Source organism: Paenibacillus terrisolis (assembly GCF_056171975.1).
The window spans coordinates 256,471-282,326 of record NZ_JBKFGG010000005.1 but is presented as its reverse complement, the minus strand read 5'-3'; the positions used below and the strand labels follow the sequence as shown (position 1 = coordinate 282,326).

Genomic DNA, 25,856 nt, shown 5'->3' with positions numbered 1-25,856 from the left:
ACCTCTAACCGCCGGGGGTGTCGAAGACTATACACATTCCTAGCGCACTTGATATTGACGGTTAAATTGCAAAAAATTACAATTGTATGTAAGCGCATTCTTGGCAAAAAGCAAACTCAAACTACTTTTGCTCGGTTTCACTAAAAGGAGGAAGCAAGTATGAAGGACGTTGGTCTGTTTGTGGAAGACATGAACAAGATGGTCTCGTTTTACAGGGATGTACTGAACTTTGAAGTGAATTGGGACGGAGGAATGTTTGCAAGCTTCAAAAAAGGCAATGACGGATTATTTATGTATGATCGCAAGGATTTTGCAGAGGCCATTGGAGAAACATATTATCCGCCAAACGGAATGAATCTCACGATGGAAATGTACCTGGGATTTACTACGCCTGAAGTTGATCAAGAATATGAAAGACTCAGAAACCTTAACGTCAGGATCGTAACCGAGATAGCGAACCAACCATGGGGGATGAGAAACTTTTTTATAGCGGACCCCGAAGGGAATCTGATTGAAATCGGAGACTTAGCTAATATAGTTTAAAATGTTCTTCGACAATCGCTAAGTTCTCTTCCAATGTATTCCTTCCATCGACAACAATGGTTCTTAACCCTCTGCTTTGTGCGTCCTTATTGATGAATCGCGCAAATTCAATATCCCGATTCATCCAATTCTCAAACGACTGCTTGGGATCCCTACAATTTTCTAAAATCGACCGAACCCAATCCCTTTTAGCATACTGCTCAATTTGAAATTTTGCCGTAGGTATCATCCATATCCCCCGATTCAGGGAGTCAAGGAACGGAGACACGTTCTCAGGCAATAAAGCCGCTCCCTCAATCAGAATTGGCCTATTTGAAGAAATAGACGCTGTATCTTCCAGAATAAATCCGAACTCTTCCCGATAAAATCGGATCGTTTCTTCAACCTGCCGATCTACGGGCCGCGAAAAAAGATCATTTATCGATAAATCCTTCACTTTGGCCATAATGGGTTGAAGCTCAGGCAGACATCTCTGTATGTGCTGGTGATAAGCTTCATCACATTTGTAATAAATAAAATCATGCTTCTCCGTTAATCGCTCTGCTATGGTGCTTTTACCGGAACACGGAGAACCTCCTATCCAGTAAATGTTTCTTGAATGGTTTTGATTCATGCTTAAATCCCTCTCAGATACTTGCCGAATTATATATCGACATAGTCTTGAACTCTTGCTTCAAGGATCTCGATTAAATCCTCATCCATAAATCGATAGTCATCGGGTATGTTTAAACAAACGATTCGTTTACCGCTTATTTCAGTTCTAAATTTGTCCTGCAGCCTTCTAACATGCTTCTTTTCCATGACGAAGATCAAATCCGCCCAGCCTATGTGACCTTCCGTTACTCTGACCCTGGCATTTTCTTCTGTCCCGGCCGATCTTGCTTCATGTCCGTTTCGACCGCTAAAAATCTTTTCTGCCGTTAAACTCCTCCATTTGTTCCTGCTGCATATAAAAAGTAGTTGTATCTCTCGCACCACCTTGTACCTGAATTTCATTGATTCCTTACAGGATCATATGAATCTTTTAAGTGTTATATATTCCCCACTCATGGATATCACCTTCACTCCTTCTTGCGAACAACTCTACATCAACGTTTGAAAAAATTTATTTTTTACTTCTTTTTTGTTGATTTCAGCCCATTCGGCAATTTGATTTAATCCGCTTGTTTCCTCGCTCTTATTGAAATAAAAACATAAATCCATAGGCACCAGTCGCTTGCCTTTCACTTTAATCCCAATTCTTTTATAACTCATATAAACGCATTCAATACGAGCTGCTTCATACTTTTTACCGCTCGAGGATATTACGTAATCCGTTCCTAAAGTAATACTGAATTCAGTGAAAAACATTCGCTTGATTATCGCCATAATATAAACCAATACACCGAACATTATAAAATAGGCAACGTACTTAAATGGACCGTCACGGTCAACTAATACATTTATAAAAAGACTTCCCTCAATGATGATCATGGCAAGCAAATGAAGTTTTGTTCTGGGATAAACGGTTCTAAAGGTATCATCCATTTTGTTATTCCCTTCTCGCTGATTTCTGATAGCTTGGGTCATTCGTTTCGCCCGTTATTAGACAATAGCTACTATAAGGCTTGTAATAAGCAGAAGCAATGAGACGGGCGCCCATATTCTTTTTTCCCAAACACTTTTTGTCATTATATTTAAAATTGTAGCAATCATGGAAAAGGCAACCGCAAACCAAATCGCCCGATTCGAAAACGCATCCCAACCCGGAAGTATAAAGCCGGATTTACTCAGTACAATGACCGCTATGAATATCAGAACAACGATCTGGATCAGGCAGGCTGCCCGCATGGGTGGCGGATACTTCCCGGGAAATTTCCCGCCCATTGAATATTTCCCCCACGGCAGGCCTGCAGCTAAGGCTGCTTGAAAAAGAATGACAATAGAAACCAAGATTGAAAATACAATGGATGATATGGTTGCAATCATATTTTCGTTCCCCGCTTTCACCATTCAACTAGGTCATCCCGAATTCACGTTCAAAGTTTATTCCTTCATTCCAAGCCGGATAAAAAATATTGATGCTGCGTATTCAGCAGTCCGGAATTTCCAGAATTTCCTTATGCGTTATCGGGTTACGGATACTTATCAATTCCCCGCCGCATCTGAAATATTTGCGGCCATCCGCATATATATGCTCATCCCCCTCCAGCTTATCCTCGCATTTTACACAGTTATAACATCCGGTGTATTTGTAGTTATACTCTTCAATGACGGCTCTGACACTTTCATGAAAAATAAAGGAGTAGTCTGTTGAAGCATAAAATTTGAGCTTTAATACCGGCTTTCCTTTTTCAATCGAGAACTTCATAATATGTTTTTTCGTCTTGTAATTACTAAACACATAAGTTTTGCTTTCCGTGACATAAGATCCCCTCCTCATCACTAGAATTCTTAGTATCTCAATTTCCAAATAAGCCGATAAAAAGCAAATTAAAATTACAAAAACGCCCCGGCCATAGATAGCTCTCATCCTTGGGCCGGGGCGTCTGCTGTCTGAGCTTCTTCCATGATTATACATCCGACAACCGAGGGGCGTAAGCCCCGATTGGTAGATGGAATGTTCAGATGGGCATGAGCCCCCATTTCTTATCCGTGGCCCAAAAATAATTTAAGTATATAATGTTAGCTGAAGCTTCTTACATCTTCAGGTCCCCTTCCTCACCCCGCCGATTTTCAAGTCGACTCTGTCCATGTTGGAGTAAATGCCGCAGCTTCTCCAAATATACGCTCCTTGCTCCACGCTTCATCGCCTCGTTCGCTGCATTCAGCCCATGCCGTCCGCTGCAGGCGAATCTCCTTGGCGCGATCGCCCAAACCGTATTCCCCATAGCAAACGGTCGCCTCATTCGCCGGATCGCCCCAGTTGTCCCAACCCTGCGGATGAATATGAGCTCCCGTCCGGCAGCCCACGAACACAGTCTTGGCGAATTCCCGCCACGGACGGCCCAGATACACCGAGCCTGTTTTTACTCCAGGCGCCGCGGATAAATAGCAATCCCGGAACACATAACCGTACTCTTGCCCTTGCGGCGTGGAGGCCGCTGTAATATACCCGGGCTTCCCCCCCTCCCGGGGCAAGCTTCGAATCTCGCAGCGGTCAAAGTATGCCGTCGCCCCGCCAAAAATAAAATCGACGTTGCCCTCAATCCGGCAATGCCGATACATTTGACGATACCCACCATGATATTCCTTCAGAGGAATTCCGCCAAACGCTCCCCCCGATTTCATCGCCGGCGGCAGAGGACCGGTGAATAGCGTATCCTGATACCCCTTGAAAGTGCAGTGCCGGAACAAGGACAGATCGCTATGCGCATAAACGGCGAGCGCCTGCCCAAAGCGCTCGCCGGTTCCGGCCGTATTTTCGACGATCAGATGGTCCAAAAGCAAGCGGCTGCCGCCCAAAAATAAAGTCGGCGTGGCAAACGTCCCGATCTCCTTCCCATACTCATCCAACTCTCTGGCATATCGGTTCATCCGAATCGCCACCTCCCCGAGGCCGATGATAGCCAGATTGGACCGGTAGATTCGCACCGTTTCCTCATAGACGCCGGGCAAAATGTATATCGCCCCCGGCACGTTGTTGGACTTCCGCTCTGCGATGTCGACTGCCGCTTGAATCGTCGCTGTATCGCAGCCGGGTTCCCTGCCCACCCAGAGTTGCATCGCATATCCCTCTCCTCCGGCAAAACTCGGCGTACCGCTTCACTGATATAAGTTGAACTAATGAATGAGCGTATTCAGATAATGTTGAGATCCGCACAAAGGCGACCACTACCGTTTCTTCCAGAACTTTTCACGCTCTTGCCAGATTACTTTCTTTTGTTCAACTTATATACCGCCGCATAAACGTCGTCCAGGCGGCTCGCATTTCCGCCGTTTCCATATGGCCGCCTCCGGTAACGACGGTCTGCCAATGCTCCGGCCGTCCGGCTGCCGCATAAGCCTCACGCAGACCTTGATCCAGCAGCTGTACGCCTTCAATCGGACACAGCCGGTCGTTTTGGCCCGTTAAGCTCAACCGGGGACGCGGTACAATCAATTTTTGGATATCCAAAGTGGTGAAGTGCTTCAACAAACCGGGAACATAGAAATAAAAGCCGTGATGGTCCAGTCCTCTTTTGGCAATCAGTGTCCCGGCATCAACCTGACCGCAGATGTCGACCGTTACCTTGATCCGTTCATCGAGCGCGGCCAGCCACCAGGCCATCAGGCCACCCATCGACATGCCGATCGTGGCGATCCGCGAAGCGTCGATATCCTGTCGGCCGGAGATGTAATCCAGCAGCCGCAGGTTGTCGTAGAGCATCATGCCCCACATTACCCGGCCGTTCCACAGCATTTCTTTGACCAGCTCGCTTTCGGTCTTCCCGCCGCGTTCGTTAAAGGCCCACATATCGATGCAGCACGCTGCACAGCCCATACCGGTTAACACTTTTGCAAACGAAGGCTCCTGCAGATAAGAGCCGCTGGCGATCAACTCCTTGCGTCCGTTCCCATAATTTCCGCCATGGGAGTGGTTAAAGACCACGAGCGGAAACGGCCCGGTTCCTTCCCGCGGTTTAGCCAGATAAGCCGGAACCGCTTCTATCCCGTTCAGTTCCAGCAGCAGCGTCTCCAGCAAATACCCGTCCCGTTCCTCGATATGCTGGACCCTGGACAAGACCGGCCCCTCCTCACGAGGCAGATCACCCAGCAATCCCCGCAATTTTTCACGTGCATCGTCCGGGCTCGAATCCATGCGGTTCCTTCCCCCTTCCAGGCTCTTCCCCAGTCAGTCCTGTTTGTCCCGGCCGCGATACCGGAAATATTCAAAGTCCGCGAAGCTGCCGCCAAATCGATTCATGTCGTGCGCGGCGATCCCGATATAGTTGCCGGTAAAACCGCCCGACAGGAAGCCAATATTTCGGGTTCCGCCCAGTACGCGCCACTCTTCTTTATCTTCCGTGCGGTAATAGAACTGTCCGTTTACTCCAGCTACGTCAACCGCCAGTTGGATCGCTTTCGCCTGGCCGATATCGATCAGGACCGGTTCCAGTTCGAATTTATCCCTTTCGCAGCGCATGAGCCTCAGCACCTTGCCCAAGCCTTCTTCATGACTGACGCAAGCACACCAATAATTATCCTCGTTTAAATAAAGCATCAGCCCGGCCATTTGCAAAAAAGAAACCGGCTCGTATTCCACCTTCGTCTCCGCCCGGAACGACATGTCCGTTTGGCGGATCGCGACGATATGGTGGCGGAACAAGCTTTGCGCGGATTCACCCGCCTGAATCCGCAAGCAGCCCTTTCTTGCGGATAGTGAACACCAGCTTTCGTCCGGCATGATCCGCAGCGTGTTCCAGTTTTTCTTCAGTTCCGGCCCCGAGAAATCATCTTCAAAATCGGTCGCCGCTACTTTCGGCTCGGCCGTCCCTCGGGGCAGCGGCACCCGCTGCCGCGGAGCGTTTCCGCCCGCGGACAGGCGGAGCCAGCCTTGATCGTCCCAATAAACCTGCTGCAGTGCGGTTTCTCTTCCTAAGATGGCATATTGCCCCTCGACAGGGCGCGTACACAAATGCGCCATATACCATTCGCCGCCGGGCGTCTCAACCAGGCTGCCGTGGCCGGCGCACTGCAGCGCCAGTCCCGGATCATTTCGCGATGTCAGCATCGGGTTGAACGGATCGACTTCATAAGATCCTAACAGCTCCCTGGAACGCGCCACGGTAACGGCATGCCCCGTGCCGGTTCCTCCTTCGGCCGTAATGAGATAATAGTAACCGGCTCGCTGATAAAGATGGGGGGCTTCCGTTTTTTTCAGCGGCGTGCCATCGAACAATTTCACCGGCTCGCCGACGAGCTTTCCCAAACGGGGGGCATATTCCTGAATGACGATTCCGCTCGACTTGTTGCCTTCACTTATGCGGTAATCCCATAAGCAATTGAGCAGCCACTTGCGGCCGTCACCATCATGGAATAAGGAGGGATCGAATCCGCTGCTGTTCAGGTATATCGGCTCCGACCAAGGACCATAAATCGATGGAGCGGTCATCAAATAATTGTGGCAATCCTTAAAAGGGCGCTTCGTACTTTTCACATCGGTATATAAGAGATACAACAATCCGTCATGATAGCTGAGCTGAGGAGCCCAAATGCTGCAGTTTTTAGGATTTCCTTTTAGGTCTATCTGACGGGTTAGCAAATCCGTGCAATGCGCCCAATCGGCGAGATTGGGCGATTCGTATATTCGGATCCCGGGAAGCCACTCGAACGTAGATACCGCAATGTAATAAACGTCTTCGACTCTTACAATACAAGGATCGGGGTTAAAACCGGGCAGGATCGGGTTTTGGACAAAACCCGTCTTATTTCTATCCGCAATCATAATTCCCCGCCTCCTCGCCTGAATTAGTCCTGCATATCCGGATTCGCTGGCGCAACCGTCACTTGTTCCAACAGCTTTTCCTCACCCTTCGTGTTTCTGGACTCGCAATGCTCCACAACAACCTGCTCTCCATTCTCCACATAAAAAGCCGGTCCTTCATGATTTTCGATCGTGACATGGTGAAACCGGATCTGTCTTACGTTTCCGAGGTAAAAGCCCCGATTGTTCATTTCGCCAATACCCGCCATCATGGCCGGGACTCCGGGGACGGCATGTTCCGCCATGGAAATATCGATATGATCAAATGTAATTTCGGAAATGTACCGCTCGGCAAGGCCGTATAAAAACCCGGCGGCGGCATGAACCCGGCGCGCGGTAATGTTCGCGAAGTGGATGCGCCGAAAGCAAGGGGTTTCCTCCGTCACGGGATAAGGATTTTTATCCCATACGTATTTGTCTTTGCCGCGCGGTCCGCAGAAATAGTACAGATTCATGATGAACGGACAAATGACGTCGTCCATGACGATATTGCCGATGCGGATATCTTCCACGATTCCCCCGCGTCCGCGCCGGGATTTCAGGCGGATGCCGCGGTCGGTATGCTGGAATACACAGCCGGTGATCGTGACGTTGCGGATGCTCCCGCTCATCTCGCTGCCCAGCACCACGCCGCCATGACCGTGCACCATCGTGCAATTGGTGATCGTAATATTTTCGCAGGGAATCCGCTCCGCCGTGTCCTCCGTGCCCGCCTTAATCGCAATGCAGTCGTCCCCCACATCGATATGGCAATTGCTGATCCGTACATTTTGGCACGATTCCGGATTGATACCGTCCGTGTTCGGCGAATCGGCGGGATTATGGATGGACAAATTGTCGATCGTGACATCGGAGCAGCAAATGGGATTGACGGTCCAGCTCGGGGAGTTGATCAGCTTCAGATCCCTTAGCCTCACGCGGCGGCAGCCATCCAGGCTGATCAGCTTCGGCCGGGGAAACTCCAGTTCCTCCGGCGCGTTCCGCTTCTTGTCCCACCACGTCCGGCCGTTCCCATCCAGCGTGCCGCCGCCCGTAATCGCTACATTTTCCAGATCTCGGCCGAAAATGCACGAAGCATGCACCTGCCGGAGAACGCCTTCCCATCTGGAGCTAACGGCCGGATAGTGCCCCGGATCCGTGCTAAATGACAACACGGCCCCAGGGCTTACATTCAGCTCGACGTGACTTTTCATCCATATTGAACCGGTCAAATATTGTCCCGCCGGAACGAATACCGTCCCGCCGCCTGCCGCGCTCGCCGCATCGATGGCAGATTGAAACGCTGCGGTCGCCAGCGCCATCCCGTCCCCGGCCGCCCCGTAATCGGCAACGTTAAACACTTGCATATCCCTCTTCCTCCGTTCCAAAATCCGTCCTATGGTTTTTGCAGCCATTCCACTTCGGCACAAGCCTGCAGGAATGCCCCGACTCCCTTCGGATCGTTCGCAACAATCGGCTCGCTGAGATAATACGCATAGGTCCCGTCCCGGCGAGCGGCGCCTCCCAAACCGGCTACCATACAGTTTTTGTTCAAATTGACCCAGCCCGCCTTCGTTTCCAGCACAAATTCCGCAATCAGTCCCCGGAAAGCCTTATCCAACGTCTCCTGCCAATCGTCCGCATCCAATACCCCAATTCGAATCCCCTTTGCGATCGCAAATACGATCATGCTGGAGGCCGAAGCCTCCAAATAATTGCCTTTGCGGCCGCCCAGATTCACGACCTGGTACCAGACGCCGCTCGTTTCATCCTGATAGTTTCTCAAAGCCGCCAGCACGCCGTTCAGGATCCGGACGAGCTCGACATAATCGCCGTGGTCGCTCGGAAGCAGCTCCAGCACATCCGCCAGGGCCATGACATACCAGCCCATGGAACGGCCCCAAAAGTTCGGGGACAATCCGGTGACAGGGTCGCACCAGGGTTGAACCTTTTTCTCATCCCAGGCATGATACAGCAGCCCGGTATCGGCGTCTTTCGTATGCTTTTCACACAGAATAAACTGCTTTGTCGCATCGTCCAGTCCGTTTCCCTCTTCAAAGGTCAGCAAATATTCCAGATAGAACGGCGCTCCCATATAAAGGCCATCCAGCCAAATTTGAAAGGGGTAAATTTGTTTGTGCCAAAACGCTCCTTCCGATGTGCGCGGATGACTGGCTAGCTGCTCTCTCAGCAGCCTGGCCGCTTGCCGGTATTTCTCCAAACCGGTTTCCTGATACAGCAAAAACAGCAGCTTGCCGTTATTGATGTGGTCAATATTGAATTCATCCTGACGGTATCCCCGGATACTCCCGTCTTCCCGGATAAAATAATCCATATTGTCCCGAATATACTGAAAATACTTCCGATTCCCCGTCCTTTTCCACAGCAGGGCAAACCCCCTCAATACGACCCCGTAATCGTATGACCATTTCCCGTGATACGCATCGTCATCGTATAGTTTCGGCGTCCGCTCCATGACGGATTTTGCCGTCTTTTCAGCCCATTCCATCCGTTAATTTACACCCTCTCGGCAAAAAGATGGCGGCCCTTCCCGCAGGTTTAGGGAAGGACCCCTTGATTCTTAATTTTTTCTCAATATCTAACTCTAGTGCGAGTTCAACAACCCCTTCTATTACTGCGGATTAAGAATTTGCCTCTCGATAGGCAGCTTCGTATTCGCTGATCATTTTACTGCCTCCGGCTTGCTTCCATTTCTCCACCTCCGCCTTAAATCCGTTCAAATCGGTGTTGCCAAGCATGTATTTATAAGTAGCGTCCGTAATTATTTTTTGCAGCTCCGACCCCATGGTCGTGAAGGTTTCCGAATCCAGCGATAAGGCCGGATTGTAGACCGCGTATTTCTCATTTTCCTTGATCTGTCTAGCCGCTTCGGCTTTCAGCGGATCCGCGTCATGAATTTGATAACCCGGCTCCCTCGGACGGGAAGAGGCATACGGCTGAACCTCCTGCGTCCACTTATCCTGATCGGTAATCGTCACGGCCTTATCCGCATCGGCGGTGTAATGAACGCCTTCGATGCCATAAGTCATCAAGGCAAAAACATCTTCGTCCATCAGATCGTTCACGAATTTCAATACACGTTTCAATTCCGTTTCATCTTTAACTTCCGATTTAGGAAAGGCCAACAGCCCGCCGATCCCGCCGCCTGCCGCCCAGATCGCCCGATCGCTTTCATTGCCGGTCGTCGTAATATCGTTCACAAGCGCGAGCTCCATCATATCCTGAATCCCTTTGGCCCCGATAAGCAGGTTTTTGCCGTCAAATAAAGCGCCGACATAAATTCCCGCTTTGCCTTGCATGAAGGCCTCCTGCTGATCCTTCTTGGCCGTAACGGCAAAATCCTGGTTAATGTAGTGGTTATCATACAATGCTTTCATATAGTCCATCGTCTTGACGTATTCATCGGTGTCAAACTCCGGCGTAAATTTGCCATCCTCGCTCACTTTCCAGTTGTTGGGGGTGCCAAAATAAGAACCTAACGTTTTGAATGCCCCGTAGATCAAATCGTTGCGGTCTACAAATCCGTAAGTATCTTTTGTCCCATTGCCGTCCGGATCCTGCTCGGTGAACGCTTTGGCCGCAGCCATTAATTCATCGGTCGTCTTCGGGACCTTCAGGCCCAGCTTATCCAGCCAGTCTTTGCGAATGACCACGCCGTTGCGCGCAATGTCTTTCAGAAGAGGAACCCCGTACAGCTTGCCGCTGATCGAACCGGCTTGCCGCTGTTCCTCGGGAATCGCCGCCAAATTCGGGAATTCATCCAGGTAAGGCTCGACTTCCCAAAACATCCCCGATTTCAGTGCGTTACGTACCGATGCGTTATCAAGAAAAGTCAAAGAGACGATATCCGCCAGCGAGTCGGACGCAAGCGCCGTATTAATCCGCTCTTCTTTGGACGCATCGGGTATCCATGACATTTTGATTTTCGTATTTGTTTTTTCTTCAATGAGCGATTGGACATCGCCCGATGGCGGGGAAGCCGTATGCAAAATATTCAGCCATGAGAGGTTGAACGGTTCATCTGCCGCCGCATTCTCGCCTGCGCCTGACTGAGTGTTTCCGCCTTTCGCTTGGTTACTGTCGGAATTCGGTCCGCAAGCGGACAACAAAAGGAAACAGACTAACAAAAGTACGGACAGTTGTTTCATTTTCACGTTCATCTTTTCTACCCCTTTTCGATTTATATTGGACTTAAGCTTAGTACACGCCTTCTTCACCGAATTTCCTTGCCAACTTGTTGGATATAACCACCAGAGTCAATCCGACGACACCTTTGAACAAGCCGACGGTTGTCGTAAAGCTCAGCTGCCCGTTCTTCAGACCGGCCGTATAAATATAAGTATCGAAAATTTCGGCAACCTCACGGTTCAAGGAATTCAGAAGCAAGTACATATGCTCGAAACCCAGATCCAAAGTGCTGCCGATCTTAAGAATCAACAGCGTAATGATAACGGGACGAATCGCCGGCAAAGTAATATGCCATGTTTTTCTCCAGCGTCCGGCGCCATCCATTTCGGCAGCTTCATATAACTGCGTGTCCACGACCGTGATGGCCGCCAGATATATAATCGTCGACCATCCAAGCTCCTTCCAGATGATTTGGACGATATAGATCGTCCGCAGCCACTCCGGCGAGGTCAAAAAGCTGATCTTGCTAAACCCCAGCGAAGCGAGGAACTCATTGATCACGCCGCCGTCCACATTCAGGAGCACATACGAGATCGACACGATAATAACCCAGGACATGAAATGCGGAAGGTATATCGTCGTTTGCACGAGGTTTTTAAACCATTTGCCCTGCACTTCGTTCAACATCAGCGCCAGAATGATCGGCAGCGGAAAGAAAAACACAATGTTCATGCCAAACAGAATCAGCGTATTTTTTAGCAGCATGAAAAAAGTAGGCTCCGTAAACAAGCGTTCGAAATGTTTTAAACCGACCCAAGGGCTCCCCGTAATCCCCAGGAATGGCTGATAATCCTGAAATGCGATGACCAGTCCTCCCATCGGCAAGTACTTAAATATAATGAAGTAGATGAGGCCGGGGAAAATCATGAGGTACAAAAGCTTGTTGCGCCTTATGCTTTTGAGAACCGGAGAAGCCTTACGTTTATATTTGGGTTTCAATCCCGTAACCACTGGTGCGGTACTTGATGCTTTCACTAGACAACCTCCTCGTCCTTTCCTTTTTACGTGTTAAGCGTACTGGATGGGGGAACATTCCGTATATAATCATCAAATGACAACGGTTACAAAATCTGCTGGAATCAGGCTTTCTCCGCTTATCGCCTCATTTGATGATTATGGGTTAAGCTGAGGAGTATTTGATTTTTGATCCTATTTCCACCTCTCGAAAAAGACCTAGATTGAGGATTATATACGTAATCTTTTTTGGTTGTTAAGGTGAAATTGTCAGACGAATCAAGAGGAGGAAACTTGAATGGCCATACGTAAGAAACATTCCATCGGCGACCGTATCTTTACCATTGTCAACGGCGTTTTACTGACGCTCATCGCTTTGATTTGTCTCTTGCCTTTTTTCAACGTCATCTTCAGTTCATTTGCTTCAACGCAGGAAATCGTAGAGAAGCGATTTATCCTGTTTCCAACCACGTTTTCGCTGGACGCTTACAAGTACATTCTTTCAACGCCGACCATCTTTAGAGGCTTGGGCGTTTCAATCGGCGTAACTTTAATCGGAACTTTCATCAGCATGTCCCTGACCGCTATGATGGCGTACGGGTTATCCCGCAAATATCTTTACGGAAGAAATCCCGTCAATTTTATTGTCGTATTCTCCATGCTTTTTAGCGGCGGGATGATTCCTACCTTTTTGGTCGTAAAAAGCGTACATCTGATTGACTCCTATTGGGCAATGATTATTCCGAGCGCCGTCAATGCGTTTAACCTGATCATTATGCGCAACTTCTTCCAGTCCTTGCCCGATAGTCTGGAAGAATCGGCGAAAATCGACGGCAGCAGCGATTTCGGAGTTTTCTTCAAAATCATGCTGCCGTTGTCGCTGCCGTCGATTGCGACCATATCGCTGTTCTACGGGGTAGCGTATTGGAACACTTACATGAACGCTATTTTGTACCTGAACGATTCCTTCAAATGGCCGATCCAGGTGTTGCTGCGGCAAATCGTCATCGTGTCCAGCGGCATGCAGGGAAATACCAGCGTCGTGGACATCGTTCCGCCGGCACAGTCGATCAAGATGGCCGTTATCGTCATGGCCACTTTGCCGATGCTGCTGGCCTATCCTTTCGTGCAGCGCCACTTCGTCAAAGGAGCCATGCTCGGCTCGGTCAAAGGGTAAGAAACGCAGAAAAAACAAACCTATAGAAGTTGAACTAATGATAGAGCGTATAAAGGCAGCCGTGTGAAATGTTCTTCCGATCGCTGTTGTTCCCGGATTTCTTTGATTTATTAGATGACTCCTTTCTTTGAATTCTTTGAATTCTGTGACTCCTGATCAGTGATCAGTGCAGGAATCATCTTCTCTTATTCTTTACGAATTAGTTTTTTGCGAGAAACCTGCAGAAGTACATCTTTTATCTCCGCAAATCCCCTTACCAGGCCAAATACCTGCAAAAGTGCAGGTATTTGGAGTTCATCAGCAAGGCATCGGCCTTTGGACCGAAAGAAACTGCACATTTGCAGGTTTTCACTCATTTCGGATCTTAACGACGAAAAAGCCTGTACTTTCGCAGGAATTTCTTCTGGGGAGCCACGGAGGCAGGACGGCGGCTCACGGTTACAAGGCGATTCAACGCATGCCCCTGAGTTTCTTGTGTGTCTAGTAATCATCCCCGAATTTCTCTAAGGCCTTATGGGACAGGGCCTTGATTCTTCCAGATCATTTTACTCTCTTGCTGGATTACTTTCTTTTGTTCAACGGATATGGATTTTCATGCACTCCTCAAGGCGCTCGGAAAAATACTTTACGTGTTTGCTGATGAACCTCTAAGGAGTGCATTTTTTTTCCTTTCGTGAGCAGTAAATAAAAAGGCCGACACCGGCAAAGTGCCAATATCAACCTGTTTATGTTCCTCAAAGCGCTTGCCTTGCCTTTCGGTACTCTCCCGGGGTAACATGTTCCTTTTTACGGAACGACCGGATGAAGTTTTGCGGTTTATGGTATTGGAGCCGCTCCGCAATCTCCCGTACGGTCATGTCCGTCTCCACCAGCCACTTTCTGGCCATGTCCAGCCTGTAGCTCATCAAATAGTCGCTGAAGGTTGTTCCGTATTCTTTTTTAAAGATGTTGCTCAAATAGTCCGGGTTGTAATGCAGCCGATCGGCGATTTGCTCCAAGGTGATTTCCTGATCGTACTCGGACCTCACGATAATTGCAATTTCTTCGGACAGACTGCGGAACTGCCTATTCGTCTTATCTTTCATGCATTTTACCATGGGAAAAATGATATCTTTTACTAACATTCGTTCAATTTCTTCCGGATTCCTCGTATCCAGCAGCACATGATATAGCGCGTAATTATCCTGCTTCAGCAGGACCTCGATACCGAGAAGCTGTTCGAGTTGAATCAGGTTATTTACGAATCTGACCAAGGCCACTTCGAAATTCATGGAGTATTTATTTTTCTTCATCATCTCCGCGAGCAGTAAATACAAAGCCCGATTGACCTGCTCCTCGTCGCCAAGGCGAATGGCATCGAAAAGCTGGGACTCCAAATCCACCGGATAATGAAGCAGAACCGGACCGGATATAACCCGCGAAATATCTTCGTAGAAAATGATCGATTCTTTGCCTAAATTAAGGCGGTGATGCAGCGCCTGTTTACCCATCTCACAGGCTTCCTTGCTTTCCAGCAAGCTGCCGTACGTTTTGCTGATGCCGATGCTGATGGACACTTTCAAATAATCTCTGCCTCTTTTCATTAGGGCGGTAGCCAATTGAAGCAATTGTTTTTGAATCTCCTGCTCGGTTTTGCCCGCGAACATTAAAATCGTGGCTTGGGTCTTTTCGTTCAGGATGATGGGAAGCATCCGCTCTTCGGGCGGAATCTGATCTTCCACCAGTTTGTTGATTGCGAGCAGCAAAACGTCCTTATCGGAGGCTTCGTGTTCGCCAAGATTGTCCAATTGAATCAACATCGCCGCATAAAGATAGTTATCCATCTGCCGATAACCCAGCCGAGAGAGTTTTAAGGCCAGTTCGTCCGGAGAAACCCGGTTGCGGAACAGATTCATGATCAACTGCATTTCAAGCTGCGGCTTTTCCGCTTCCATCAGGTTCTCCAGACTTTCTTTCTCGGTCAATATCGTATCGATGGAATGAATAATCGTTTCGATTTCATTTTTGGACGCCCGGTCATCAAGCGACAGGCTCCGTTTGATTTGCCGGATCGGCCTTGTAAAGTAAACGGCAAGAATATAGGCCACTATGATAATAAAAAGCGTCAGCACCGCTCCCATGATGATGATGCCGAAACGGGTCAGCTTCAGGGCACCCGCTATTTCCTTCTGATCCAGCACCGTCAGATAAACCCAGTTGTTATACGTCGATTTTGCGTAGATTATTTTTAGAGGAGCTGCGCGGGTTTCCACCTTTTGCAAAGACAGCATTCCCGTCTGTTCGGGGTCTTCGGATATTCGGGATATGACTTTCTTCAATTGCCCCTCGGTAAGGGCGGACTGTACCGGACTGCTCTCATACATAAGCTGGCCCTGCTTATTCAATATGAAAACCTTACTCCCATCCCCGATTTGAATCGTTTGATTCAGTGTCTCCTGCGAAATGTCCGACAAAGCGATCGCTTGTTTGTTTTTGGAGAACATGGGCAGAGTGTTGACAAAACGAATTCCGGCATCCGTTTTGATCCAGAACAGACTTTGGTTTTTGTTTTTAACATACGTTTCAATCAATGCTTCCTTTTCTTCTTCGCTTAGCTTCGTCAACCGTCCGTTCGAAATCTGCCAGTCCTGCTCCAGACTGATCAGTGCGTATTCCGTCCGCTCCATGCCCATGGTGGCAATATAATTCAGCTGTGTGTTCACGTTGCGGTACGCGATGAAATCCTGCTCCGTAATGGGATGATTGACGACCTCGCTAAAAGACGTTGTTGTGCTGTATGTATCAAACGCATATTCGATCGTCCGGATTTGCTGATCCAAATTGTTTTTGGTCTGTGCAATGAAGTTTTTCTTGCCGCCCGCGATCCGCTCGTTTACGGAGTTTTCCGTACTGGAGTAAATGTAACTGGCAAAGCTGACCACAAGACCGATGCCGAACACAAGAATAGAAATGAATATTTTATAAAACAACCTTCCTTTTCGCATCTACGCTACTCCTTTTTCCTAAATAATCCCTTCAATTATAGCGCTTTCATAAATAGTGATTTGAACGTGTGCATTATATAATAAGCATTGACTTATTCAAAAAAACGAGATTAGAATGTAATCGTTAAATGTATTTCGATTCCCGATGAAGAAGAGGCTTACGGTCACGATCAAAGACATCGCAAAAAAATCGCAGGCGTTTTTTTCATACGACAGTTTCCAGGACGCTGAAGAGGAGTCCGCACTTCAAGAAGAAATCTGCGACAAAATCGAAACGATCGCCGACGATTTGAATGATGCCCAATTTCAGCGTCAAATGTCTAGTTATGTAAAAATCGTATACGAATTGGCTATTTTTCTCAAGTGCTAGACAGGAATTTTCCCAGCCTCTTCCTTTTTAAATTGACTTTAATAGACGTTTTCTATTTAGGGTTGTTAACGTGTGCATTTATTTGTTTAAAAAGGAGTGAAATAGGCTCATGGCACAGTCGCTTTCCAGAAGTAGGCCTCCCGATTTTGACCTCCTATCGCGAGCGAATAATTCAATTCGGGGGTTTACGTTATGAGCATTACTTTGTATATCGTAGGTGATTCCACGGCTGCCCAAAAAGCGGCGGACCAAAAACCGATGACGGGCTGGGGCGAATACTTTCAGGGATTCTTCAAACCGGAAGTGTTCGTCGATAACCGGGCGGTCAACGGCAGAAGCACCAAATCGTTCATTGACGAAGGACGGCTAGAGGAAATTCTGCAGACTTTCCGGGCCGGTGATTATCTGTTTATTCAATTCGGACATAACGATGGTAAAGCCGAGGACCCGCAGCGATATGCGGATTCCTTCGGAGCTTACACAAGGAATTTGGCGGCGTTCATTCACGCTGCCAAAGAGCGCGGCGGCTTCCCCGTGCTGCTCACCCCGGTAAGCCGCCGCCGGTTTGTCGACGGGAAGGAACCCGACCCGCTGGCTGTCGGCGAGTATCCCCGGGCGATGCGGCAAACCGCAGTAACAACGCAAACACCGTTGCTGGACATATTCGCGGCATCCCAGTCGCTGTACCGCTCTCTTGGGCCCTACGACACCAAACGGCTGTTCCTGCACCTGGCAGCAGGAGAGCACCCGAATTATCCGTGCGGATCAGAAGACAATACCCACTTCTCAGAAGACGGAGCGCGGGTAATCGCCGAGGTGATTCGGGCGGAGATGGAAACCTGCGCGAAATTGTCCGATTTGAGACGTCATCTCAAATCCTAGAACAGGAGGTCTGCAGCATGGCCAAGCCACTGCATCTCGGCATCCGGGCTCACGACTTCGGACAAATCCCGCTGCCTGAGCTTCTGGAGAAGCTGCAGCAGTATGACTTCTCCTATATTCAATTTGCGATCAACAAATCTTTCCCGCAAAGCGTCCCCTCTTTATCGGCCCTAAGCCCGTCCACAGCGGCTTATTATGGAGACGCCTTCCGAAAAGCGGGGATCCAAATCGCCGTGTTGGGCTGTTATGTCAACATCGTCGATTCCGACCCGGTCAAACGGGCGCAAGCTCTCGCGGATTTTTCCGCCCAGCTCCGCTTGGCCCGAGATTTCGGGGCCGGCCTGGTCGGAACCGAAACGGGCAGTGTCGGACAAGGCTACACGGAGGAAAATTTTACGGAAGCGTCCTTTCAAAAGGTCGGCGATTCAGTTCGAAAAATGGTCTCCGAGGCTGAGCGCTTCGGCGCGACGATCGGCCTTGAGGCGGGGCTGAACCATCCGCTCTATACGGCGCCTCTTGCCCGTATGCTGCTAGAATTAATCCCTTCGAATCATATTCAAATGATCATGGACGCGGCTAATTTGGCGACCCCTTGGAATTATACGTTTCATGACAATGTCGTACGGGAAGCGCTTGAGCTGCTTGACGATAAAATCGCAGTCATCCATCTGAAAGATTTTACTGTCCGGAACGGTCAAATAGAAGTTGTCCCGGTCGGTCAGGGCCTTCTTCGCTTCGAAACGATCCTCCATTACCTAAAATACAAACGTCCGCACATTCAGGCCATCATCGAAGCCACCCCAGAGCCTTTCCTGCGGGACAGCATCGCTTATCTTCGTGATCTCTACGATAAAGTATAAAAGAGAACTTATCGCTCCGTTTTCGTGTTCACGACGGCTCGCCGCCTTAAGCCTCCACAGGAACCGGCCGCGATGAGATAAGGTGGTATGCGGATGTGTTCCCACCGACCGTGTAAACTCTGTATTATGTGAAGTTCTGTCTTTTCGTTTAATAGAAAATACTCAAAAATTGTTATAAAAAAAGCCTGCAATCCTTATTGCAGACTTCGTAAATCTAATTCATTCAAGTCAATATTATTTTTTTCGATCCACCGTCCCGGTTCATATTAAGTGCCCACTTCCTCTTCTCCCCGGTTTTGCATAAATGATTTTCAAAAGGTTCTTTTTCACTTCCGGACCCTTAGCACCACCGTTAACGTCCTCCATCCTTCCAGCGTAAACTTCGGGTCGCTGATCAAGCCGTTCAGATCCGCCGACCCAAACTCGTCCACGAACCATTCCGGTGCCTCGACTCGCGCCTCCAGTTCTTCCACACGTTTCTGCAATGTTTCGACTGCTTCCAGTGCTTTCACCTCATCCATCACCTCCTGCACGCTATTCACAAATTTCTTCCATCCATTCCATGTGCCGCCGTCATACATCAGCCGTGGGCAGATCTTCCCGCTCCAATCCCAGTGTCTCCGCAAGCGGTCTGTCCCCCAAGCTCGCTCCTTGAGAAGCTTGGCCGCGAGACTGGCAGCATTTTGCAAAGTCAACGTGTAATTTCCGCTCTCGCAAATTTCTATTGCGATGGATGTGCGGTTTCCCGGACCGCTGTATCCATCCCCGGCATGCCAGGCATTTTCGTTCAACGGCAAGCACTCAGTCACCTCAGTATCGTCGACCACGAGGTGAAAAGAAGCTTGGCGGGAATTCTGCGGATTGGTCAGCCAATCCCGCTCATTTCTCGCGGATGAGGCGGAATTTCCTGTATTGTGGATAGTGATTGATTCCGCATCTAGCCTTAACCCCGAACGACGTTGATTGGGTGTTGAACGAGGAATATGATCGACCGTGTATTTCACTGCTTGTCCACCTCGCTTTTACCTTTCAGAATCTCAATCGCTTGTTGAATCACCGGCGGAACAGGCGCTCCTAAACGGCCCATATTCTCAATGATGGACAGCAGCTCATTGGCAAGATAAAAAAAGATCGCGGCATCCCGAAACAAATGGGCATCTCCCAATGCCGTGTCTATAAGGTGGGCAACCGCAACGACCACAAATACGGCGATTTTCTTCGCAATACCCCAGGTCCCGATTTGGCTGCTCAGCTTTCCTTCTTTTCCCGAAGCCGCAATGCCCGATAAGTAATCGATTACGACAAACACTAATAAAATGTTCAGCAAAGCACTCCACCCCCCAAACAAATATGAGGCAGCAGAGCCGCCAATAGCCAAAACCGACTTGAGCAAAAAGTCCAACTTTTTCTCCCCCTTTACCATAGCATACTTCAAGAGTTCATTCATCGTTAGAAAGCCGCCCCTGGCAAAGCCGCTTGCGATGAATGCTGAACAAGTTTCCCGGTTCACCTGCCTGACCGTCTCTTGTTCTTCCTCTACATTAATTGGCATTAAACCAAGGGAATTTACAACCAAACAAGATAAATAGCTGATGCCAAACACCTGCAAAAGTGCAGGTATTTGGCGTTCATCAGTAAGGCATCGACCTTTGGACCGAAAGAAACTGCACATTTGCAGGCTTTCACTCGGTTAGGACCTTTTCGACGGAAAAGCCTGTTTTTCGCAGGAATTTCTTCTGGAGGCCACGGAGGCAGGACAGCGGCTCAAACCATCCCCCCGGCCAACCCTTCCATTTGCTGCTGAAGAGCTTTCATCTGCTTGCGCATCGCAGCTGCATCTTTCTGCTGCATCTGAACTACGGTTGTCAGCACCCCGATTATATCCATCAGCGTGACGGACTTATGGTCGGTGGTGGCAAAAGCATCCGGCACTTCCTCAGCTATGAATCCGATGTTGCTTCGCTTGTCCGCATCTTCAATGTAATTGAAGCTCACCGGATTCAATTTGTTCAGCAGTTCCACTGCCTTTTTGCCTGGAAGCTTCATGATATTTTCTTTGAAGATTCGGGATGAGGTTTGTGAAAAATTGGTTGCACGAAGGTTGCCCTGAATATCCAGCCTGAAGCCTTCTTCCGCGGTTTTGCCAATCCCTACATTCTGATTTTGATCCACGATCAGCACGTTCGTCAGAGCCGTCAGGGCAGCATGCGTATGGTCGCTGTATGCCAGCGGCTTCAACATACTGCCGACGCCTGCCAGCAACTGCGTGTTCGCACTGTCCCATGTAATCCGCGCGGTTGTTCCATCCGCCAGTTTGAGATCCAATCCTTCATTGGCAACCAAGTTGCCCTGAACTTCGGCATCTTGCACCGTCAGACTTCCGCTAAGTGCTGCATCAACGGCAGCCAGCGTCCCGCTCAATTCTGCATCAACAGCAGTCAATGTCCCGCTCAGTTCCACATTGACAGCGGCCAGTGTCCCGCTCAATTCCGCATCAACGGCGGTCAGCCCTCCGCTGAACACCGCATCTGCTCCTGTCAGCATGCCGTCAATCACAGCCGATCCTGCATGCACCTGACCCGTCGCCGTTACATCGCTCAAATGAACAGCATCGGAAACATGTAGATCATTTACAGACAATTGTCCAGACACTATCGCATCGCCAACGACATCCAACTGTGCCAAAGGCGTAGCGTTGCCAACTCCTAATCGACCCGCTTCGTCAACCGTCAGCGTATCTGCCAGCTTATCCAGCTCAGCATGTGTATGGTCGCTGTACGCCAAGGCCTTCAATATGCTGCCGGCGCCTGCCAGCAACTGCGTGTTCGTACTGTCCCATGCAATCCGCGCGGTTGTTCCATCCGCCAATTTGAGATCCATGCCTTCATTGGCAACCAGGTTGCCCTGAACTTCGGCATCTTGTACGGTCAAGCTTCCGCTAAGCGCTGCATCAGCCGCAGTCAGAGTCCCGCTCAATTCTGCATCAACAGCAGTCAATGTCCCGCTCAGTTCCGCATCGACAGCGGCCAGCGTCCCGCCCAAATCCGCGTCAACAGCGGTCAACCCTCCGCTGAACACCGCGTCTGCTCCTGTCAGCATGCCGTCGATCACTGCTGATCCTGCATGCACCTGACCCGTCGCCGTTACCTCCGTTAAGCTCAACTCTCCGGCGATATCCAGATCATTCACAGTCAACTGCCCCGTCACAATCGCATCGCCGGCTACATCCAGCTTCGCTGCAGGGGCATCTGTACCGATCCCCACATTTCCATCAACATCGGCCATGACGGCTTCTATGATCGCTTCAAATTCCTCATGCGTATGATCCTCGAGCGAAACGCCCTTCAAATCATCCGACAGACCCGCAACCCATTTATCATGAGTCTCATCCCACAGCAGTTGAGCTGCGTGGGCCGTTCCGCCGCGGTAAACCTCCAGGCCTCCGTTTTGCTCAAGCGGTTCGTCCCGCGGAGCATAGTTATTGACTCGTACAATTTTGTCTTTCACATCCAACTCTGTCGTATTAATCGTTACCGTCTCGCCCTCAACCAGCAGATTCCCGGATACTTTCAGGTTATTGGATATTACGGCGCTCTCGGCAGTCATTTCACCATGAACGATCGCTTTCCCCTGGACATCCAGTGCGGCGGCCGGCGAAGCCGTACCGATTCCCACATATCCATTCTCAGTAACACTAAACGCTGTGGCTTGCGAATTTTTTTTGACCTCGAATTTTGCCTGCGGTTCTTCCGTGCCGATCCCGACATAACCGCTGTTGCCGACACCCAGTCCCAGAATCGTACCGCCGGCGTTATACAATTTGTTCTGCAGAGCGTTTCCGGCACCAAGCTTAACGGTATGGGTTCCGTCATTTAAATACCAGGCTTTCTGCATCTTATCCCACGCAATATTCGCGGTTGCCGCTTCATCATCCAAGGCGTATAACCCGGTCGCCGTCAAATGACCGGTCACGGTCAAATCGCCATTTACTGCAGCCTGCTCGGCTGTCAGATCAGACACCGAAGCTTCGCCCAGCGCCGATTTCCCTTGTACGGTCAGGTCCCCTGTCATCAACACGGTACCGTCCATATCCGCACCGGTTCTGAAATAAGCTTTTCCCTGGACATCCAGCGCTTCGGAAGGATTATTGAGCCCCACTCCCACTCTGCCGCTTCGGGTAACCGTGAGTGCATAGTTGTTCTCGGTCCCAAGCTTCCAGCAGTTGGCGTCCCATTTGATTTCCGCTTTGGTTTCCAAGCCCTGCGGAACTTCAATTCCTTTGCCGACAGACAATGTACCTGCAAGCTTGGCAGAATCTGCTGCGAGCGCTCCCCGGATATCCGCTTCCGCTGCCTGCAACTTACCGGCCGCGCTCATGTTGCCCGTTTGATCGATGAAAAGTGCCGTCCGATCCCCGGCTGTACCGATTTTCCATTGTCCGTTTGCTTCATCCCAGGTGATTTGTGCCGCAGGCTGGTCCTGGCCCCGATAAATTTCCATTCCTCCGCCTTCGGCAGAAGCCGCGTCGGCGCCATATTGATTGAGCGTCATCTTCGGACTCTTGATCTTCAGTTCATCCGTTTCCAGATTTGCTGTCGTACCCCGAATGTCCAAGCTGCCGGTTACGGTTAACTTACTGCCGACGGTCAGATCATGATGAACGTCAACATCTCCTTCCGCACTGGCGCTTAACGCCAGCACATCATTTTGCGGGTTGTACAGCTGACTATGCACGTGGAGATCGTCTGCGTTCGTTTGCTGGGTCAACTGATCCCATGAGCTGCCGCTGGCGATTTCCTCCAGTGAAGAGCCGATCCCAAGCTTCCACATTCGTTCTGTCTCACTCCAGATCAATCGGGCACTCGGTTGGGAATCTCCGCGAAAGACTTCAATGCCGCTCTCCTCAACCGGATTTTCGTCACCGTCAAACTTGTTGATTTCCAATATGTTATTTTTCACGACCAGTTCCTGCTGGGTCACGGTTGTCGTCTTGCCCTTGACAACCAAGTCGCCGTCCACCGTCAGCGATCCATCAACGGCCATGCCTCCCGTTACATCAGCACCGTTGTTGACGGTCAATGTTCCCTTGATCTCGGCATCATTCTCGATCTCGATGTTCCCTTCGTCGTTCACCTCAATCATGGCATTGCCGCCGCTATCCCGCAGCGCGTTATGCATATGCAGTCCATTGGCATCGGAAGCGGTGCCTCCGGTTAACGCATCCCAGTTCTCGCCGTAAGCAATATCGGATAAATCCTCTCCCAGCCCCAGCCTCCACTTAGCCGTGTCCTCGTCCCAGACCATCCGGGCATTCGGAAGCGACTCGCCGCGATATACCTCGATGCTGCTCTGTTTGATTTGCGAACTGCTGCCGGTTGATTTGTTCATCTCGATCTTGTTGGTTTTAACGATTAAATCTTCCTTGTTCACATACGTGGTCTTCCCTTTGACGGTAAGATCGCCTTCAATCGTTGCCGATCCGCCCACATTCAGATCCGCATCCAGCTTCGAGGAGCCTGTCACCTGCAGCGATCCCTTCACGGATACATCAGCGGCAGCGGACAGATTCGCCCGATCATCGGCCGACAATGCGGTACCTCCTGAAGAAGTGCTAAGCTGACTGTGGCGGTGCGAATCGTTGGCAATGGATCCGTCCGTCAGCATATCCCACTTCGTCCCGTAAGGAATATCCGACAGGCTGCCGTCGACACCGATCCTCCATTTTTTCGAAGCTTCATTCCACTCGATTTTGGCGGGACTATTCTGGCTGCCGCGATATACTTCCAAGCCGCCTTTCGTACTGGAGGGCTGATCGGCATCCGACTTGTTCACGGTCAAAAAGCTGTCCGCCAGCTCTTGCTCGACCTTCTTCACGACCACTTCTTCTTCTTTTACAATCAATCTGTTTACGGTCAGCGTCTCTCCCACATTCAGTTCATGCGGAATTTCCACATTCCCGTCAGCGGCGATTTCCAGAGCCAGCTTGCTTTTGTCCGCATTATGAAACTGCCTATGCGTATGCAGGTCATCGGCATTGGCGTCGCCCCCGGTCAGCTGTTCCCACTGCTCTCCGTCAGGAATGTCCATCATTTCGCCGTCAACCGTACCGATCTGCCATTTCTTGACCGACTCATTCCAAGCCAGCTTGGCATTCGGCGCATTGCCTTCCCTTATGACTTCCAGGCCATGATTCGAAATCAGTTCGCCTCGCACAGTAAGCGATTGGGAGATTTCCACATTACCGTCCGTTCCGACTTCGAGCCTGCTCTCGCCGTCCGTTCCACTAAGCCTGCTGTGCTTATGCAATCCGTCCACGTTATCCCCTAAACGCATCTGCTCCCATTCTTTCCCGTAGGCGATGGGGTACATTTCCGCTGTCGTTTCATCGCTTGTATTCTCTGCGCGGACACCAATTTTCCAGCCCGATTTTTGCGTATCCTCGTCTTCTTCCCAGACGATCTGCGCCTTGCTTCCATCGGAGCGGTATATTTCCAAACCGCTATTGCCCGCGGCATTCGCATTGCGGTTTAAAGCAATCATGTTTCCAGTGACAGCGACTTGATCAAACGTTGCCGTCCCGCCGCTTACCTCCAGACCACTCTTCGCCGACAAGATTCCGTCAACCGTCGTTTTGCCGTTGATCTCCACATCCCCGGAAGCATTGACCTTCAGCGTCTGCTTGTTGCTGGTCGTAACCGTCAATGCCCCATTGACATCGGCATTGCCGTATGTGCTGATCGCTCCGCTGCGGATCGACCCGGTAAATTCCGTAGCCGGAGCATGGATATATAATTTGTTCTCTTGGCTGTCATCTTCCTCCGGTCCGCTCAAATACGGCACTTCCAGCTCATCCTTGGAACCGATTTTCAAGGTTTTTAATGTTAAGGTTTCCCCGCCAACCGCACGTGTTACGATCTCATTGCCGTCTTCATCCTGATCCGAAATCTCAGCGATCGCTACGCTTCCCGCACTTTGGCTGAAGACGACCCTGGCGAGAATGATCTCCTTGCGGGTGTCCTCCGGCAAACTGGACGATACTGTAATTTTCGGCTGCTCCCAGACATGAATCTTGTTGTCTTCACCGCCTTTGACCAGATCGGTATCCGCTTCAATTTCGTTGTAGCTCACCGTGATGTATGCACTGTCACGGGTGCTGAATCCTGTAAGGTCCAGCATCCTTCCCGGATGATTGTCGCTGACCAGCACTTCCTGGCTGATCTCTTCGCCGTCTTCCACTGTGCGGTTCATGGCCAAGCCCGGGGTGATTTCAACCTTCGTTTGATCCAGTTGAATCACTTCGAGGCCGTATACAATTCCCCATTCATGGAAGTAGCGGTTATGCAGACGGCGCAAACGCTTGTGATAGTCCTGATCCAGCGTCATGTCCTCCTGCTTCAGCAGAAGCCCGTCAAAATAATTCATTCGCTTCATTTCTTTTGGCACAATCTCACTC

At 49.9% G+C, this 25,856-nt stretch carries 21 protein-coding genes; 5 read left to right on the top strand and 16 right to left on the bottom strand.

Annotation, left to right across the window (positions count from 1 at the left end):
- The first annotated feature begins 159 nt into the window (after positions 1 to 159).
- A complete protein-coding gene (locus tag ACI48K_RS06540; RefSeq protein ID WP_475026755.1) occupies positions 160 to 543 on the top strand; it encodes a VOC family protein in 384 nt (127 codons plus the stop codon).
- Here the strand turns inward: ACI48K_RS06540 and ACI48K_RS06535 are convergent.
- The 12 genes from ACI48K_RS06535 to ACI48K_RS06480 form a co-directional block, all read right to left on the bottom strand.
- Positions 530 to 1,156: a hypothetical protein gene (locus tag ACI48K_RS06535; RefSeq protein ID WP_475026754.1), complete on the bottom strand. Its 627-nt coding sequence runs from the start codon at positions 1,154 to 1,156 to the stop codon at positions 530 to 532. The two genes, ACI48K_RS06540 and ACI48K_RS06535, sit on opposite strands and share 14 nt — an antisense overlap.
- A gap of 29 nt (positions 1,157 to 1,185) precedes the next feature.
- Positions 1,186 to 1,509, bottom strand: a complete 324-nt coding sequence (locus ACI48K_RS06530; RefSeq protein WP_475026968.1) for a low molecular weight protein tyrosine phosphatase family protein — start codon at positions 1,507 to 1,509, stop codon at positions 1,186 to 1,188.
- Between the two features lie 117 nt (positions 1,510 to 1,626).
- Complete coding sequence (locus ACI48K_RS06525) at positions 1,627 to 2,112, bottom strand: hypothetical protein (protein ID WP_475026753.1); 486 nt, start codon at positions 2,110 to 2,112, stop codon at positions 1,627 to 1,629.
- A 15-nt stretch (positions 2,113 to 2,127) separates the two neighbouring features.
- Positions 2,128 to 2,535, bottom strand: a complete 408-nt coding sequence (locus ACI48K_RS06520) for a hypothetical protein (protein ID WP_475026752.1) — start codon at positions 2,533 to 2,535, stop codon at positions 2,128 to 2,130.
- Between the two features lie 79 nt (positions 2,536 to 2,614).
- The gene (locus tag ACI48K_RS06515) at positions 2,615 to 3,103 is read right to left on the bottom strand and encodes a hypothetical protein (RefSeq protein WP_475026751.1); all 489 of its coding nucleotides are present in this window, start codon (positions 3,101 to 3,103) and stop codon (positions 2,615 to 2,617) included.
- 155 nt (positions 3,104 to 3,258) lie between these two features.
- Entirely contained in the window at positions 3,259 to 4,248 is a 990-nt protein-coding gene (locus tag ACI48K_RS06510) for a pectinesterase family protein (RefSeq protein WP_475026750.1), read from the bottom strand.
- Positions 4,249 to 4,408: 160 nt separating this feature from the next.
- The gene (locus ACI48K_RS06505) at positions 4,409 to 5,323 is read right to left on the bottom strand and encodes a dienelactone hydrolase family protein (protein ID WP_475026749.1); all 915 of its coding nucleotides are present in this window, start codon (positions 5,321 to 5,323) and stop codon (positions 4,409 to 4,411) included.
- Between the two features lie 33 nt (positions 5,324 to 5,356).
- On the bottom strand, positions 5,357 to 6,949 hold the full coding sequence (locus ACI48K_RS06500) for a glycoside hydrolase family 43 protein (RefSeq protein ID WP_475026748.1): 1,593 nt from the start codon (positions 6,947 to 6,949) through the stop codon (positions 5,357 to 5,359).
- A 23-nt stretch (positions 6,950 to 6,972) separates the two neighbouring features.
- A complete protein-coding gene (locus tag ACI48K_RS06495; protein WP_475026747.1) occupies positions 6,973 to 8,334 on the bottom strand; it encodes a glycoside hydrolase family 28 protein in 1,362 nt (453 codons plus the stop codon).
- A gap of 29 nt (positions 8,335 to 8,363) precedes the next feature.
- Complete coding sequence (locus ACI48K_RS06490) at positions 8,364 to 9,476, bottom strand: glycoside hydrolase family 88/105 protein (protein WP_475026746.1); 1,113 nt, start codon at positions 9,474 to 9,476, stop codon at positions 8,364 to 8,366.
- A gap of 133 nt (positions 9,477 to 9,609) precedes the next feature.
- The gene (locus ACI48K_RS06485) at positions 9,610 to 11,148 is read right to left on the bottom strand and encodes an extracellular solute-binding protein (protein WP_475026745.1); all 1,539 of its coding nucleotides are present in this window, start codon (positions 11,146 to 11,148) and stop codon (positions 9,610 to 9,612) included.
- Between the two features lie 37 nt (positions 11,149 to 11,185).
- Entirely contained in the window at positions 11,186 to 12,043 is an 858-nt protein-coding gene (locus ACI48K_RS06480) for an ABC transporter permease (RefSeq protein ID WP_475026967.1), read from the bottom strand.
- A 385-nt stretch (positions 12,044 to 12,428) separates the two neighbouring features.
- Between ACI48K_RS06480 and ACI48K_RS06475 the strand changes: the two genes are divergently transcribed.
- A complete protein-coding gene (locus ACI48K_RS06475) occupies positions 12,429 to 13,307 on the top strand; it encodes a carbohydrate ABC transporter permease (RefSeq protein WP_475026744.1) in 879 nt (292 codons plus the stop codon).
- Positions 13,308 to 14,041: 734 nt separating this feature from the next.
- On the opposite strand, the gene ACI48K_RS06470 is transcribed toward ACI48K_RS06475, so the two are convergent.
- Positions 14,042 to 16,291 (bottom strand): helix-turn-helix domain-containing protein, encoded by a 2,250-nt coding sequence (locus ACI48K_RS06470; RefSeq protein WP_475026743.1) that lies wholly within the window; start codon positions 16,289 to 16,291, stop codon positions 14,042 to 14,044.
- Between the two features lie 145 nt (positions 16,292 to 16,436).
- Here ACI48K_RS06470 and ACI48K_RS06465 point away from each other — a divergent pair, with 145 nt between their 5' ends.
- The 3 genes from ACI48K_RS06465 (at position 16,437) to ACI48K_RS06455 (ending at position 18,403) form a co-directional block, all read left to right on the top strand.
- Complete coding sequence (locus ACI48K_RS06465; RefSeq protein ID WP_475026742.1) at positions 16,437 to 16,661, top strand: hypothetical protein; 225 nt, start codon at positions 16,437 to 16,439, stop codon at positions 16,659 to 16,661.
- Between the two features lie 192 nt (positions 16,662 to 16,853).
- The gene (locus ACI48K_RS06460; RefSeq protein WP_475026741.1) at positions 16,854 to 17,543 is read left to right on the top strand and encodes a rhamnogalacturonan acetylesterase; all 690 of its coding nucleotides are present in this window, start codon (positions 16,854 to 16,856) and stop codon (positions 17,541 to 17,543) included.
- A gap of 17 nt (positions 17,544 to 17,560) precedes the next feature.
- Positions 17,561 to 18,403, top strand: coding sequence for a sugar phosphate isomerase/epimerase family protein (locus ACI48K_RS06455; RefSeq protein ID WP_475026740.1), 843 nt, complete (start codon positions 17,561 to 17,563; stop codon positions 18,401 to 18,403).
- 326 nt (positions 18,404 to 18,729) lie between these two features.
- On the opposite strand, the gene ACI48K_RS06450 is transcribed toward ACI48K_RS06455, so the two are convergent.
- From ACI48K_RS06450 to ACI48K_RS06440, 3 genes are all read right to left on the bottom strand, one after another.
- Entirely contained in the window at positions 18,730 to 19,407 is a 678-nt protein-coding gene (locus ACI48K_RS06450; protein WP_475026739.1) for a peptidoglycan recognition protein family protein, read from the bottom strand.
- Positions 19,404 to 20,075, bottom strand: a complete 672-nt coding sequence (locus tag ACI48K_RS06445) for a phage holin family protein (protein ID WP_475026738.1) — start codon at positions 20,073 to 20,075, stop codon at positions 19,404 to 19,406. The genes ACI48K_RS06450 and ACI48K_RS06445 overlap by 4 nt, the downstream gene beginning before the upstream one ends.
- Positions 20,076 to 20,167: 92 nt before the next feature.
- Positions 20,168 to 25,846 carry a tail fiber domain-containing protein gene (locus ACI48K_RS06440; RefSeq protein ID WP_475026737.1) on the bottom strand — a complete coding sequence of 1,893 codons (5,679 nt, stop codon included), beginning with the start codon at positions 25,844 to 25,846 and terminating at the stop codon, positions 20,168 to 20,170.
- Positions 25,847 to 25,856 lie beyond the last annotated feature (10 nt).

Bases quoted from the DNA above. Each gene is read 5' to 3' on its own strand.
- ACI48K_RS06485 (WP_475026745.1), bottom strand. From the start codon at position 11,148: ATGAACGTGAAAATGAAACAACTGTCCGTACTTTTGTTAGTCTGTTTC.
- ACI48K_RS06465 (WP_475026742.1), top strand. From the start codon at position 16,437: ATGAAGAAGAGGCTTACGGTCACGATCAAAGACATCGCAAAAAAATCG.
- ACI48K_RS06480 (WP_475026967.1), bottom strand. From the start codon at position 12,043: ATGATTTTCCCCGGCCTCATCTACTTCATTATATTTAAGTACTTGCCG.
- ACI48K_RS06490 (WP_475026746.1), bottom strand. From the start codon at position 9,476: ATGGAATGGGCTGAAAAGACGGCAAAATCCGTCATGGAGCGGACGCCG.
- ACI48K_RS06475 (WP_475026744.1), top strand. From the start codon at position 12,429: ATGGCCATACGTAAGAAACATTCCATCGGCGACCGTATCTTTACCATT.
- ACI48K_RS06515 (WP_475026751.1), bottom strand. From the start codon at position 3,103: ATGTATAATCATGGAAGAAGCTCAGACAGCAGACGCCCCGGCCCAAGG.
- ACI48K_RS06500 (WP_475026748.1), bottom strand. From the start codon at position 6,949: ATGATTGCGGATAGAAATAAGACGGGTTTTGTCCAAAACCCGATCCTG.
- ACI48K_RS06505 (WP_475026749.1), bottom strand. From the start codon at position 5,323: ATGGATTCGAGCCCGGACGATGCACGTGAAAAATTGCGGGGATTGCTG.
- ACI48K_RS06520 (WP_475026752.1), bottom strand. From the start codon at position 2,535: ATGGTGAAAGCGGGGAACGAAAATATGATTGCAACCATATCATCCATT.
- ACI48K_RS06445 (WP_475026738.1), bottom strand. From the start codon at position 20,075: ATGTGCAGTTTCTTTCGGTCCAAAGGTCGATGCCTTACTGATGAACGC.
- ACI48K_RS06455 (WP_475026740.1), top strand. From the start codon at position 17,561: ATGGCCAAGCCACTGCATCTCGGCATCCGGGCTCACGACTTCGGACAA.
- ACI48K_RS06535 (WP_475026754.1), bottom strand. From the start codon at position 1,156: ATGAATCAAAACCATTCAAGAAACATTTACTGGATAGGAGGTTCTCCG.
- ACI48K_RS06470 (WP_475026743.1), bottom strand. From the start codon at position 16,291: ATGCGAAAAGGAAGGTTGTTTTATAAAATATTCATTTCTATTCTTGTG.
- ACI48K_RS06525 (WP_475026753.1), bottom strand. From the start codon at position 2,112: ATGACCCAAGCTATCAGAAATCAGCGAGAAGGGAATAACAAAATGGAT.
- ACI48K_RS06540 (WP_475026755.1), top strand. From the start codon at position 160: ATGAAGGACGTTGGTCTGTTTGTGGAAGACATGAACAAGATGGTCTCG.
- ACI48K_RS06460 (WP_475026741.1), top strand. From the start codon at position 16,854: ATGAGCATTACTTTGTATATCGTAGGTGATTCCACGGCTGCCCAAAAA.
- ACI48K_RS06495 (WP_475026747.1), bottom strand. From the start codon at position 8,334: ATGCAAGTGTTTAACGTTGCCGATTACGGGGCGGCCGGGGACGGGATG.
- ACI48K_RS06510 (WP_475026750.1), bottom strand. From the start codon at position 4,248: ATGCAACTCTGGGTGGGCAGGGAACCCGGCTGCGATACAGCGACGATT.